12 protein-coding genes are annotated in these 12,774 nt (G+C 59.5%); 10 read left to right on the plus strand and 2 right to left on the minus strand.

Annotated elements, in window-relative coordinates:
• From trmD to AC1DWG_RS09310, 8 genes are all read left to right on the plus strand, one after another.
• Positions 1 to 753, plus strand: coding sequence for a tRNA (guanosine(37)-N1)-methyltransferase TrmD (gene trmD, locus AC1DWG_RS09275; RefSeq protein WP_007897583.1), 753 nt, complete (start codon positions 1 to 3; stop codon positions 751 to 753).
• A gap of 45 nt (positions 754 to 798) precedes the next feature.
• Positions 799 to 1,149 (plus strand): 50S ribosomal protein L19, encoded by a 351-nt coding sequence (gene rplS, locus AC1DWG_RS09280; protein WP_003175895.1) that lies wholly within the window; start codon positions 799 to 801, stop codon positions 1,147 to 1,149.
• Positions 1,150 to 1,248: 99 nt separating this feature from the next.
• Positions 1,249 to 2,145, plus strand: coding sequence for a site-specific tyrosine recombinase XerD (gene xerD, locus AC1DWG_RS09285; protein WP_477762700.1), 897 nt, complete (start codon positions 1,249 to 1,251; stop codon positions 2,143 to 2,145).
• Positions 2,146 to 2,400: 255 nt separating this feature from the next.
• Complete coding sequence (gene dsbC, locus AC1DWG_RS09290) at positions 2,401 to 3,132, plus strand: bifunctional protein-disulfide isomerase/oxidoreductase DsbC (RefSeq protein ID WP_477754254.1); 732 nt, start codon at positions 2,401 to 2,403, stop codon at positions 3,130 to 3,132.
• Positions 3,133 to 3,265: 133 nt separating this feature from the next.
• The gene (locus tag AC1DWG_RS09295) at positions 3,266 to 4,570 is read left to right on the plus strand and encodes a homoserine dehydrogenase (RefSeq protein WP_007998527.1); all 1,305 of its coding nucleotides are present in this window, start codon (positions 3,266 to 3,268) and stop codon (positions 4,568 to 4,570) included.
• 66 nt (positions 4,571 to 4,636) lie between these two features.
• A complete protein-coding gene (gene thrC / locus AC1DWG_RS09300; RefSeq protein ID WP_477762701.1) occupies positions 4,637 to 6,046 on the plus strand; it encodes a threonine synthase in 1,410 nt (469 codons plus the stop codon).
• A 119-nt stretch (positions 6,047 to 6,165) separates the two neighbouring features.
• Positions 6,166 to 7,521, plus strand: a complete 1,356-nt coding sequence (locus tag AC1DWG_RS09305) for a transporter substrate-binding domain-containing protein (protein WP_477762702.1) — start codon at positions 6,166 to 6,168, stop codon at positions 7,519 to 7,521.
• A gap of 160 nt (positions 7,522 to 7,681) precedes the next feature.
• Positions 7,682 to 7,969: a DUF3509 domain-containing protein gene (locus AC1DWG_RS09310; protein ID WP_477754252.1), complete on the plus strand. Its 288-nt coding sequence runs from the start codon at positions 7,682 to 7,684 to the stop codon at positions 7,967 to 7,969.
• Positions 7,970 to 8,139: 170 nt separating this feature from the next.
• On the opposite strand, the gene AC1DWG_RS09315 is transcribed toward AC1DWG_RS09310, so the two are convergent.
• Positions 8,140 to 9,096: a TIGR02285 family protein gene (locus AC1DWG_RS09315; protein ID WP_477787683.1), complete on the minus strand. Its 957-nt coding sequence runs from the start codon at positions 9,094 to 9,096 to the stop codon at positions 8,140 to 8,142.
• Positions 9,050 to 10,249, minus strand: coding sequence for a CaiB/BaiF CoA transferase family protein (locus AC1DWG_RS09320; RefSeq protein WP_477760092.1), 1,200 nt, complete (start codon positions 10,247 to 10,249; stop codon positions 9,050 to 9,052). Before AC1DWG_RS09320 ends, AC1DWG_RS09315 begins: the two co-directional genes overlap by 47 nt.
• Before the next feature lie 147 nt (positions 10,250 to 10,396).
• Here AC1DWG_RS09320 and AC1DWG_RS09325 point away from each other — a divergent pair, with 147 nt between their 5' ends.
• Positions 10,397 to 10,939: a YaeQ family protein gene (locus tag AC1DWG_RS09325; RefSeq protein WP_223459916.1), complete on the plus strand. Its 543-nt coding sequence runs from the start codon at positions 10,397 to 10,399 to the stop codon at positions 10,937 to 10,939.
• Positions 10,940 to 11,005: 66 nt separating this feature from the next.
• Positions 11,006 to 12,715: a single-stranded-DNA-specific exonuclease RecJ gene (gene recJ / locus AC1DWG_RS09330; RefSeq protein ID WP_477762704.1), complete on the plus strand. Its 1,710-nt coding sequence runs from the start codon at positions 11,006 to 11,008 to the stop codon at positions 12,713 to 12,715.
• The last annotated feature ends 59 nt before the right edge of the window (positions 12,716 to 12,774 follow it).

The raw sequence follows: 12,774 nt of genomic DNA on the forward strand, positions 1-12,774 counted from the left end.
GTGGCTAACTTGCGCGTAGAAGTGATCAGTCTGTTTCCCGAGATGTTTTCCGCCATCAGCGAGTACGGCATCACCAGTCGGGCGGTGAAACAGGGGCTCTTGCAGCTCACCTGTTGGAATCCGCGAGACTACACGACGGATCGACATCACACTGTGGACGATCGCCCGTTTGGCGGTGGTCCGGGCATGGTGATGAAGATCAAGCCCCTGGAAGATGCTCTGGTTCAGGCCAAGGCAGCAGCCGGGGAGGCGGCGAAGGTGATTTACCTGTCCCCCCAAGGCCGTCAACTGACTCAGTCGGCGGTACGCGAGTTGGCGAATCTGGATGCATTGATCCTGATTGCCGGCCGCTATGAAGGCATTGACGAGCGTTTTATTGATGCTCATGTCGATGAAGAGTGGTCGATTGGCGACTATGTACTGTCTGGCGGCGAGCTGCCGGCGATGGTCCTGATCGATGCGGTTACACGACTGCTGCCTGGAGCTTTAGGGCATGCGGACTCCGCCGAGGAAGATTCCTTTACGGATGGTTTGCTGGATTGCCCGCACTACACCCGACCGGAGGTGTATGCGGATCAGCGTGTTCCCGACGTATTGCTAAGTGGCAATCACGCGCACATCCGGCGTTGGCGTTTACAGCAGTCCCTTGGTCGGACCTTTGAACGACGCGCCGATCTTCTGGAAAGCCGCTCGCTTTCTGGAGAAGAGAAGAAGCTGCTCGAGGAATACATCCGCGAGCGGGACGATAGTTAACAACGTATCGATGGTAGATCCGACGATTTACCTTAGGAGCACAGCATGACTAACAAAATCATCCTTGCACTCGAAGCAGAGCAGATGACCAAAGAGATCCCTACCTTTGCCCCGGGCGACACCATTGTCGTTCAGGTGAAAGTGAAGGAAGGCGACCGTTCGCGTCTGCAAGCGTTCGAAGGTGTTGTTATCGCCAAGCGTAACCGCGGCGTAAACAGTGCATTCACCGTTCGTAAAATCTCCAACGGTGTTGGCGTAGAGCGTACTTTCCAGACCTACTCCCCGCAAATCGACAGCATGGCTGTCAAGCGTCGCGGTGACGTACGTAAAGCCAAGCTGTACTACCTGCGCGACCTGTCGGGTAAAGCAGCTCGCATCAAGGAAAAACTGGCTTAAGTCCAGCTTCCGATGCAAAAAAAAGCAGCCTGCGGGCTGCTTTTTTGTTGTCTGCGATTTATCTTCCCTGGCCGTATTGCCGGTTTTGCCTGAGCCTTTATGCCTGCCATTGATCATCCCCTGATTGACCAGTTTCTCGACGCTCTTTGGCTGGAGAAAGGTCTCTCCGATAACACTCGAGACGCCTATCGTAGTGACCTGGCGTTGTTCAACGGCTGGTTACAGGACAATGGACTGGAGCTGGTCAATGCCGGGCGAGAGTTGATTCTCGACCACCTGGCCTGGCGCCTGGAGCAAAACTACAAGCCTCGTTCCACTGCTCGATTTCTCTCCGGTGTACGTGGCTTCTATCGCTATTTGCTACGGGAAAAGATGATCGCCGTCGATCCAACGTTACGGATTGATATGCCGCAGCTCGGCAGGCCACTGCCGAAATCCTTGTCGGAGGCCGACGTCGAGGCGCTACTGGCGGCACCGGACTTGAGTGAGGCAATCGGTCAGCGCGACCGGGCCATGCTTGAAGTGCTGTACGCCTGTGGCTTGCGGGTGACCGAGCTGATCAGCCTCACCCTGGAACAGGTCAATTTGCGCCAGGGCGTGTTGCGAGTGATGGGCAAGGGCAGCAAGGAGCGATTGGTGCCAATGGGCGAGGAGGCGATTGTCTGGGTCGAGCGCTACATGCGTGATGCTCGCGGCGAACTGCTTGGCGGGCGTCCCAGCGATGTGTTGTTTCCCAGTCAGCGTGGCGAGCAGATGACCCGCCAGACCTTCTGGCACCGGATCAAGCATCAAGCCAGGGTGGCCGGGATAGGCAAGTCACTGTCACCACACACCTTGCGCCATGCCTTCGCCACACACCTGCTCAACCACGGCGCAGACCTGCGGGTGGTGCAGATGCTGCTGGGGCACAGCGATTTGTCGACGACACAGATCTACACCCATGTTGCCCGAGCGCGATTGCAGGACCTGCACGCCAAACACCACCCCAGAGGCTGAACAAAATCCCTGTAGGAGTGAGCCTGCTCGCGATGGCGGTCTGTCAGTCACCGCTGTGTTGTCAGGACTACCGCTATCGCGAGCAGGCTCACTCCTACAGGTTCTTCGGTGCTCTCAAAATCTCTTGCGACAGGCGCATTCGGCCATGCGGGCCTTATGTGATAGGCTGAGCCGGTTTGCACGATGGGCGGTTATGACCCGGTGTTTCGGCACGGGCGTTCTGATCGTCCCATATGTTCGCCTTCAGGAGTTCTCATGCGTCTGACCCAGATTTTCGCCGCCGCAGCCATTGCGTTGGTCAGCACCTTTGCCGTCGCCGATGACGCGGCCGACAAAGCCATTCGTAAAAGCCTGGAAAACCTCCAGCTCGAAGTGCCAGTGGAAAGCATCACCGCCAGCCCGTTGCCAGGCCTGTACGAAGTCAAGCTCAAAGGCAGCCGCGTGCTGTATGCCAGTGCCGACGGCCAGTACGTAGTTCAGGGCTACCTGTTCGATCTCAAGGACGGCAAGCCGGTCAACCTGACCGAGAAAACCGAGCGCCAGGGGATCTCCAAGCTGATCAACGACATCCCGGTTGCCGAAACCGTTGTCTACCCGGCCATTGGCGAAACCAAGTCGCACATCACCGTATTCACCGACACCACCTGCCCGTACTGCCACAAACTGCATGCCGAAGTGCCTGAGCTGAACAAGCGCGGCATCGAAGTGCGTTACGTCGCGTTCCCGCGCCAGGGCCTGGGCTCGCCGGGTGACGAACAGCTGCAAGCGGTGTGGTGCTCGAAGGACAAGAAGGCGGCCATGGATAAAATGGTCGACGGCAAGGAAATCAAGGCCGCCAAGTGCGATAACCCGGTTTCCAAACAGTTCGCACTCGGCCAGTCGATCGGCGTGAACGGTACACCGGCCATCGTTTTGGCCGACGGTCAGGTCATTCCGGGCTACCAGCCTGCGCCACAAGTCGCCAAACTGGCGCTGGGCGCGAAGTAAATTCGTATCGTCACGGCAAGCCTTGACGATCATGGTCCGGTAGCGACATTCGCCGGGCCATCAATAGAGAGCCGCGAGTCTGCGGTTGTTTTCACGGCCGGCCTCGAGTCGGCCGTTTTATGGGGAGTTCACAGTGAAACCGGTCAAAGTAGGCATCTGTGGGTTAGGAACCGTCGGTGGCGGTACCTTCAACGTACTTCAGCGCAACGCCGAGGAAATTGCTCGTCGTGCCGGGCGTGGGATCGAAGTGGCACAAATTGCCATGCGCACGCCAAAGCCTCAGTTCCAAACGACCGGTATTGCGATTACCAACGATGTCTTCGAAGTGGCCACGAACCCTGAGATCGACATCGTTATAGAGCTGATGGGCGGCTACACCGTTGCCCGCGAGCTGGTACTCAAGGCCATCGAGAATGGCAAGCATGTGGTCACCGCGAACAAGGCACTTATCGCCGTTCACGGTAATGAAATTTTCGCCAAGGCCCGCGAGAAGGGCGTGATCGTTGCGTTCGAAGCGGCGGTAGCCGGTGGTATTCCAGTGATCAAGGCGATCCGCGAAGGCCTGTCGGCCAACCGCATCAACTGGGTGGCCGGTATCATCAACGGCACCGGCAACTTCATCCTGACGGAAATGCGCGAGAAGGGTCGCACCTTCGAAGACGTATTGGCCGAAGCCCAGGCACTGGGTTACGCCGAAGCCGATCCGACCTTCGACGTCGAGGGTATCGACGCCGCTCACAAGCTGACGATCCTGGCGTCCATCGCGTTCGGTATCCCGCTGCAATTCGACAAGGCCTACACCGAAGGCATCACCAAACTGACCACCGCCGACGTCAACTACGCCGAAGCGCTGGGCTACCGTATCAAGCACCTGGGCGTGGCGCGCAGCACCGCGGCGGGTATCGAACTGCGCGTGCACCCGACGCTGATCCCGGCCGATCGCCTGATCGCCAACGTCAACGGCGTGATGAACGCGGTGATGGTCAACGGCGATGCTGCCGGTTCGACCCTGTTCTACGGCGCTGGCGCCGGCATGGAACCGACCGCTTCGTCGGTGATCGCCGACCTGGTGGACGTGGTCCGCGCCATGACTTCCGACCCGGAAAACCGCGTGCCGCACCTGGCGTTCCAGCCGGATTCGCTGTCGGCTCATCCGATCCTGCCAATCGAAGCCTGTGAAAGCGCCTACTACCTGCGTATTCAGGCCAAGGACCATCCGGGCGTATTGGCTCAGGTCGCGAGCATCCTCTCGGAGCGCGGCATCAACATCGAGTCGATCATGCAGAAGGAAGCCGAGGAGCACGACGGCCTGGTGCCGATGATCCTGCTGACCCACCGCGTGCTGGAACAGCACATCAACGACGCCATCGCTGCTTTGGAAGCCTTGGCGGGTGTGGTCGGTCCGGTTGTACGGATCCGTGTCGAGCACCTGAACTAAGCCGATATCGTTGACCGGGCTCGCTTGCGGGCCCGGCACTACGAACACTGTCCATTGGAGTCAGTCATGCGTTACATCAGTACCCGCGGCCAGGCACCGGCCCTGAATTTCGAAGACGTCCTGCTGGCAGGTCTTGCCACCGACGGCGGTCTGTACGTCCCGGAAAACCTGCCACGTTTCACCCAGGAAGAAATCGCTTCCTGGGCCGGCCTGCCGTATCACGAACTGGCTTTTCGGGTCATGCGCCCGTTCGTCACCGGCAGCATCCCGGACGCCGATTTCAAAAAAATTCTTGAAGAAACCTACGGCGTATTCGCCCACAGCGCCGTTGCGCCGCTGCGTCAGCTGAACGGCAACGAATGGGTGCTGGAGCTGTTCCACGGCCCGACCCTGGCGTTCAAGGACTTCGCCCTGCAATTGCTCGGTCGCCTGCTCGACTACGTGCTGGAAAAGCGCGGCGAGCGCGTGGTGATCGTCGGTGCCACCTCCGGTGACACCGGCTCGGCCGCCATCGAAGGCTGCAAGCACTGCGAAAACGTCGACATCTTCATCCTGCACCCGCACAACCGCGTGTCCGAAGTGCAGCGTCGGCAGATGACCACCATTTTTGGTGAGAACATCCACAACATCGCCATCGAAGGCAACTTCGATGACTGCCAGGAAATGGTCAAGGCGAGCTTCGCCGACCAGGGTTTCCTCAAGGGCACTCGCCTGGTGGCCGTGAACTCGATCAACTGGGCGCGGATCATGGCCCAGATCGTTTACTACTTCCACGCGGCCCTGCAGCTGGGCGGCCCGGCGCGTTCGGTGGCGTTCTCGGTGCCGACCGGCAACTTCGGCGACATCTTCGCCGGTTACCTGGCGCGCAACATGGGCCTGCCGATCAACCAATTGATCGTCGCCACCAACCGCAACGACATCCTGCACCGCTTCATGAGCGGCAACCAGTACGTCAAGGAAACCCTGCACGCCACGCTGTCGCCGTCCATGGACATCATGGTGTCGTCGAACTTCGAACGCCTGCTGTTCGACCTGCATGGTCGCAACGGCGCGGCCATCGCCGGGCTGATGGATTCGTTCAAGCAGGGCGGCGGTTTCAGTGTCGAGCAAGAGCGTTGGACCGAAGCTCGCAAGTTGTTCGACTCGCTGGCCGTGGATGACGCGCAAACCTGCGAAACCATCGCTGAAGTCTACGAGCAGACCGGTGAAGTGCTGGATCCGCACACTGCCATCGGCGTGAAAGCTGCGCGGGAATGCCGTCGCAGCCTGGACACTCCAATGGTGATCCTGGGCACCGCCCACCCGGTCAAATTCCCGGACGCCGTGGAAAAAGCCGGTGTAGGAAAAGCGCTCGAACTGCCTGCACATCTTTCTGATTTGTTTGAACGAGACGAACGTTGCACCGTATTGCCAAATGACTTGAAGGCCGTGCAGGCCTTTGTCAGTCAGCATGGCAACCGCGGCAAGCCGCTGTAACCGGTCAGCGCTGTAACATTTTGAAGCCCGTCTCCTGACGGGCTTTTTCATTTCTGCATGCACACTTGTCGTGTTATCGCCGCGAAGGGACAGGCGAATGGATCACCAAGGACGTGGGAATGCTGTTTACAAGTGTGTTCAAGCCAGTCGCACGCTGGCTGTTTTTATTCGGCATGCTGGGAATCGCCGAATGGGGAGGGGCGAACCCTGCATCGATTCCGGAACGCGGGATGTCTGCCCCCCACTCAAAGGTCGTGCTGAATGACCAGGAGTTGCAATGGATGGCCAGCCATCCACGGGTCGTGGTCACGGCACTGGAATATCCGTTGTACCTGTTCAAGGATGAACATGGCCAATGGACGGGCTTGAACAGTGATCTGCTCAAGCGCATCAGTGACATGACGGGGTTGCAGTTCGTTTACGAACAGTCTTTTTCCACCGATCAGATGCTGGCCCATCTGGAAAGCGGCGCGGCGGATTTGAGTACGACCCTGGCGATGAATGACGAACGCAAGGTATTTCTCGATTTCAGCCATGCGTTCGGCGGTGCCGGATGGGTCTTTGTCGGGCAGGCTGGGGCGCCGCCGGTGCAGTCGCTGGAGGATATGGCGACGGGGGTACTGGTGCTGCCGACCCGGCATGCACTGGAAGCGGTGATCCGTCGTGATTATCCGTCCATCGAATTGCGTTCGGTTAAAACCTACGCCGAAGCCCGTGCCTGGGTTGAAAGCGACGAAGCCTACGTCACCATCGAAAACGAAATCGGCGCCCAGCATTTTCCGTCGGGTCGGCTGCAGATCGGGGCTGTGGTGCCGGGCAAATGGGATGCGGATTATCTGACGTTGCGCAAAGGTCAGCCGCAGTTGCTGAGTATCCTCAACAAGGCGCTTGAGGCGTTTCCTGCGCAGGAGCTGCGCGACCTTCGCCTGAAGTGGTTCGGCGGCGCTACCGTGCCACAGCCGCCTGGTCTCTGGCAGCGGATTGACCAGTGGGTCTGCTGGGGCATGTTTGTGCTCAGCCTGTTCGGGCTGTTGTCCCTGCTCTGGAATCGGCGGTTGGCGGTGGTGGTCAGGCAACGGGTCGAGGCCCAAAGGAGCCTGCGCGATCAGCTCGCCTTCCAGCATGCCCTGATGGATGCCATGCCTGACCCGATGTTTGTCCGTGATCTGCAAGGGCGCTTGATCATGTGCAACAAAAGTTATGAGGACGCCTTGTCGACACGTTTTGACCGGATGCAGGGGCGGCAGTTGATCGAGGTCGATGTCATGCCCAGACAAACCGCTGAACTGTTGCATGCCGAGTTTCTGGCGCAGTTGAGTACGCGCAGGACGCGCTTTTTCGAGCGTCAATTGATGTTCAAGGAAGGCGTCAGGGATATCTACCAGTGGACGGTGCCGTTTTACACGGCAGATGGCCAGCTACGAGGATTGTTGGGGGGCTGGGCCGACATCGCCCGACGTACCCGACAGACGTGATGGTTACGTTTTTTCTCTGTCATGTTCGCCGTGCATGCTCTCTTGACTGGGCTGCAGGTTCGCTTGCGGTCAGTATCCAGAACTTTCTTCTCGGGCCAGCGGTCATCTTTTTCAGGCATGCCCCAGGCACGTTGTTTCGGACTATTGAGTGGTGATCGGGATGGAAAGTATCAGTCTGTTGCTCGGTGAGGCGCTGAGCCCGTATCAGGTCACGTTGACCCCATCAGGCATTCGTGGCGAATGCCGGATAACCTTGAAGAATGCTATCGGCGCGACCGTGGTCGAGCGCGCGTTCAATCAGGTCCAGTTGAATGACAAACGGCTGCTGACGGATGTGGTCGACGGTTTGCATCGCGACGTGCTGATCGCTGAAGGGCGCCTTGAGCCTTGTGTCATCGCGGCATTGCGTAATGCGGCGCAGGACAAGCTTCTGGCCAGCCGCAATTGAACGGATATTTGTGGGAACCTTCCCGCGCCCAGGTCAGTCAGACTTTGTAACAGCAGGATCAAGCATTGTGCTCCGGTGCTTGTAGCTTGCTGCTACTGGTCTCCAGGCAGGCCAAGTTTAACCCCGGGTCGTCTCCCCACTTCCCGGGGTTTCTTTTTGCCCGGGATTTGTCATGGCTGCGCCAGATTGTCGAAAAACGCCTTGGTGTCTTTCAAGTAATCGCTGCGACTCTCCGGATCCAGCCAGGCGGCGTAGGCCTCGTCAAGGCGTTCACGGGGAAGGGTGCGCAGCACCTGGTTGATCTCGACAATGGCCTGCCGGCCCTTTGGCGTGTCGGTGCAGCCGATGTAACCGGACAGGTACTTGCCAGTGCCACGGATCGGATAGAACTGCAATTCATCTTCGGCGATACCTTGCAGTGAGGCCTGGTAACGAATTTCCGGGCGATAACCCAACAGCAGGCGCAAGCGTCCCAGGCGCTGCATCTGTAGCAGGCTGCTCAAGGCGTCATTACCGTAATGAGCGGTCAGCGCGTCGGCTGGCGCTTGCTTGAGCAACTCGTCGAGGTATTCGCCATAATTGCGCTCGGCAATAATCCCCAGTTTTTCGCTGCCGCTGGCGAGCAGCGCTGCCAGGTCCACTTCGCCGTCCTTGATAAAGGGTGTCAGCACTTTCTGGTCGACGCGCCGCACGGCCAGGCCATTGCTCATGGCGCGGAAGACCGGGATGGAAAAGGCGATCCACTTTTCCCGTTCCTTGCTCCAGTTCAGCGCCGCGTCGCAGACGAGGGACGGCTCGTGGAGCATTTGCAATCCACGCGCGCGATTGACCCTCATCACGATGTGCTGGTACTGCGGCATGCCGGCAATCAACAGTGGAAGCAGTTGATCGATAACGCCCTGGCCTTTTTTCGGGCCGTCGAAGATCGTCAGCGGCGGCAGGTCGCGTTTGAGCCAGATCAGGGTTTCCCTGGTTTGCGCCAGAGCTGATGGGACCGTTTCAAGGAGCAAGAGCAAAATCGCCAGCATGCGCAGCAGCTGCCCGCCGCGCGACGGGCAGCATCGAGGCAGGCGCCTCGGTTCAGATGGCTCCGTCTTTGCGCAACTGTGCGATCTGCGTCGCGTCATAGCCAAGTTCCTGGAGTACCTGTGCGTTGTGCTCACCCAGTTGTGGCCCGACCCATTCACATTCCCCAGGTGTCTCTGAGAGTTTCGGCACAATGCCCGGCATCTTGAAGTCTTTGCCGTCCGGCAGCTTGGCCTGCAGGAACATTTCCCGCGCCAGGTACTGAGGGTCATTGAACATGTCTTCGGCGCTGAAGATCCGGCTGGCCGGCACCTCGGCCTGATTGAGCCGCGCCAGCACCGTGTCCAGCGGCAACGAGTTGACCCAGCGATCGATGACGCCATAAATCTCGTCGCGTCGGGCATCGCGGCCATCGTTGCTGGCAAGCAGAGGATCGTTGGCCAGGTCTTCCCGGTCAATGATCAGCATGAAGCGTTTGAAAATCGCGTCGCCATTGGCGCCGATCTGCACGTGCTTGCCATCGGCGCTGGTGTGGATCGAGGACGGGGTGATGCCCGGCATGATGTTGCCCGTGCGTTCGCGAATGAAGCCGAACACATCGAACTCCGGGACCATGCTTTCCATCATCGCGAAGATGGCTTCGTACAGCGCCACGTCCACCACTTGCCCCTGGCCACCGTTGACCTCGCGATGACGCAGGGCCATCAGTGCGCCGATCACGCCCCAGAGCGCGGCAATCGAGTCGCCGATGGAAATGCCGGTGCGCACCGGTGGCCGGTCTTCGAAGCCGGTGATGTAGCGCAGGCCCCCCATGGATTCACCAACTGCGCCAAAGCCGGGCTGATCTTTCATCGGGCCGGTCTGGCCGAAACCCGACAGCCGCACCATGACCAGTTTCGGGTTCAAGGTGTGCAGGACGTCCCAGCCCAGGCCTAGTTTCTCCAGGACGCCGGGACGAAAGTTTTCGATCAGAATGTCGGCTTCACCCAGCAGCTGTTTCAGGATCGCCTGACCGTCAGGGTGCTTGAGATTGAGGGTCAGGGACTTTTTATTGCGGGCCTGGACGAACCACCACAACGAAGTGCCTTCATACAACTTGCGCCATTTGCGCAATGGATCACCGCCGTCCGGGGACTCGACCTTGATCACATCGGCACCGAATTCAGCGCAAATGCGCGAAGCAAACGGGCCGGCAATCAAGGTACCCAATTCGATGACTTTCAGACCGGAAAGCGGTTTGGCGGTGAGCGGCATGCGGGATCCTGCAGGACAAGGGATGAGCGATTAGAGCGTTTTAACATAGCCGACTGTCAGGCGCTCCAGCTTGATTGTGTTCAATTCGTGGATTGCCCGTCGCATCGGTTAGACTTGCCGCCTTTCCTCGTATCAAGAAGCCCGTTCATGGCCCAGCCGTCCACGACCTACAAGTTTGAACTGAACCTCACCGACCTTGACCGCAGCGTCTACGAGAGCGTGAAGCAGACCATCGCCCGTCACCCTTCGGAAACCGAAGAGCGCATGACCGTGCGCCTGCTGGCCTACGCCCTCTGGTACAACGAGCAACTGTCTTTTGGCCGTGGTCTGTCGGAAGTGGATGAACCGGCCTTGTGGGAAAAAAGTCTGGATGACCGCGTCCTGCACTGGATCGAAGTCGGCCAGCCCGATGCCGAGCGCCTGACCTGGTGCTCGCGCCGCACCGAGCGCACCAGCCTGCTGGCCTATGGCAGCCTGCGCGTCTGGGAAACCAAAGTGATCCCGGCGATCAAAAATCTAAAAAACGTACATATCGCGGCTGTTCCGCAGGAAGTCCTGGAAACCCTGGCCAAAGACATGCCGCGCGTTATCAAGTGGGACGTGATGATCAGCGAAGGAACGATTTTCGTCACCGACGACCGTGGTCAGCACGAAGTCCAGTTGCAGTGGCTGGCCGGTGAGCGCGGCTGATTATTCGCCATTGCACCGCGTCACCCGGTTTTATCCTACGTATCGAAGAGAAGCATCATTCACCCCATGCGCATCGAACCTCGCTTGCTGCCCGACACCCTGCCATTCCTCGGTGATATTCCGCCGCTGCTGACCCGCCTGTACGCGGCGCGGGGTGTGCAATCCGAGGCAGAACTGGACAAGAGCCTGGCGCGGTTGATTCCGTTCCAGCAGCTCAAGGGCATCGATGCCGCCGTGGATCTGCTGGTGACGGCGCTCGAACAGCGCCAGCGCATTCTTATCGTCGGCGACTTCGATGCCGACGGCGCGACGGCCAGCACTGTGGGTACGCTGGGCCTGCGTTTGCTGGGCGCGGCGCATGTCGATTATCTGGTGCCAAACCGTTTCGACTACGGCTACGGCCTGACACCGGAGATCGTCGCGGTGGCGCTTGAGCGTCAGCCGCATTTACTGATTACCGTCGACAACGGCATCTCCAGCGTCGAAGGCGTGGCCGCGGCGAAAAAGGCCGGGCTCAAGGTGCTGGTTACCGATCACCACTTGCCCGGTGACGAGCTGCCGTTAGCCGACGCCATCGTCAATCCGAACCAGCCAGGTTGCGAGTTCCCGAGCAAGGCACTGGCCGGGGTCGGAGTGATTTTCTATGTGCTGATGGCCCTGCGTGCGCGGTTGCGCGAACTGGGCTGGTACACAAGCAAGCCGCAGCCGAATATCGGCGAACTGCTCGATCTGGTGGCCTTGGGCAGTGTGGCCGACGTGGTGCCGCTGGATGCCAACAACCGGATTCTGGTGCATCAGGGCCTGGAGCGCATTCGTGCCGGACGTTCCCGGCCGGGGATCAAGGCGATCCTCGAGGTGGCCAAGCGTGACCATGCACGTATCACTTCCACCGACCTGGGCTTCATTGTCGGCCCGCGGCTGAACGCGGCGGGGCGCCTGGATGACATGAGCCTGGGCATCGAATGCCTGCTGACCGAAGACGCCGGTCTGGCCCGTGAGATGGCGGCGCAACTGGACGGCATGAACCAGGATCGCAAATCCATCGAGCAAGGTATGCAGCGTGAAGCGCTGGCGCAGCTCAAGGATCTGCCGGTGGAGTCGATGCCGTTCGGCTTGTGCCTGTTCGATCCCGAGTGGCATCAGGGCGTCATCGGTATCCTCGCGTCACGGATGAAAGAGCGCTATTTCCGCCCGACCATCGCCTTTGCCGATGCCGGAGATGGCCTGCTCAAGGGCTCGGGGCGTTCGGTCCAGGGCTTTCACATCCGCGACGCCCTGAGCGTGGTGGCGGCGCAGCATCCGAATCTGATCACCAAATACGGTGGCCACGCGATGGCGGCCGGCCTGACGCTGCCGGAAGCGAACTTCCCCTTGTTCGCCGAAGCCTTCGACGCTGAAGTGCGCCGGCAACTGCGCGAAGAAGACCTGACTGGCCGCCTGTTGTCGGACGGCACCCTGGCGGTGGAAGAGTTCCACCTGGAGCTGGCCCGTGCCTTGCGGCATGCCGGCCCTTGGGGGCAACACTTCCCGGAACCCTTGTTTCATGGGGTGTTCCAGTTGGTCGAGCAGCGCGTCGTTGGCGAACGGCACCTTAAAGTCGTGCTCAAAAGTGAATGTGGCTCGGTGAAACTCGACGGCATTGCCTTCGGGATCGACCGCGACATCTGGCCGAATCCGACCATCAAGTGGGTGGAACTGGCCTACAAACTCGACCTCAACGAGTTTCGTGGCAACGAGACGGTCCAGCTGATGATTGCCCACATCGAACCGCGATAGTGCGTTAAAGATCAAAAGATCGCAGCCTTCGGCAGCTCCTGCAAAGGCATGACGTACAC

The sequence above is a fragment of the Pseudomonas sp. P4_B3 genome, from assembly GCF_056402295.1.

Bases quoted from the DNA above. Each gene is read 5' to 3' on its own strand.
- rplS (WP_003175895.1), top strand. From the start codon at position 799: ATGACTAACAAAATCATCCTTGCACTCGAAGCAGAGCAGATGACCAAA.
- xerD (WP_477762700.1), top strand. From the start codon at position 1,249: ATGCCTGCCATTGATCATCCCCTGATTGACCAGTTTCTCGACGCTCTT.
- dsbC (WP_477754254.1), top strand. From the start codon at position 2,401: ATGCGTCTGACCCAGATTTTCGCCGCCGCAGCCATTGCGTTGGTCAGC.
- thrC (WP_477762701.1), top strand. From the start codon at position 4,637: ATGCGTTACATCAGTACCCGCGGCCAGGCACCGGCCCTGAATTTCGAA.
- AC1DWG_RS09305 (WP_477762702.1), top strand. From the start codon at position 6,166: ATGCTGTTTACAAGTGTGTTCAAGCCAGTCGCACGCTGGCTGTTTTTA.
- AC1DWG_RS09310 (WP_477754252.1), top strand. From the start codon at position 7,682: ATGGAAAGTATCAGTCTGTTGCTCGGTGAGGCGCTGAGCCCGTATCAG.
- AC1DWG_RS09315 (WP_477787683.1), bottom strand. From the start codon at position 9,096: ATGACGCGACGCAGATCGCACAGTTGCGCAAAGACGGAGCCATCTGAA.
- AC1DWG_RS09320 (WP_477760092.1), bottom strand. From the start codon at position 10,249: ATGCCGCTCACCGCCAAACCGCTTTCCGGTCTGAAAGTCATCGAATTG.
- AC1DWG_RS09325 (WP_223459916.1), top strand. From the start codon at position 10,397: ATGGCCCAGCCGTCCACGACCTACAAGTTTGAACTGAACCTCACCGAC.
- recJ (WP_477762704.1), top strand. From the start codon at position 11,006: ATGCGCATCGAACCTCGCTTGCTGCCCGACACCCTGCCATTCCTCGGT.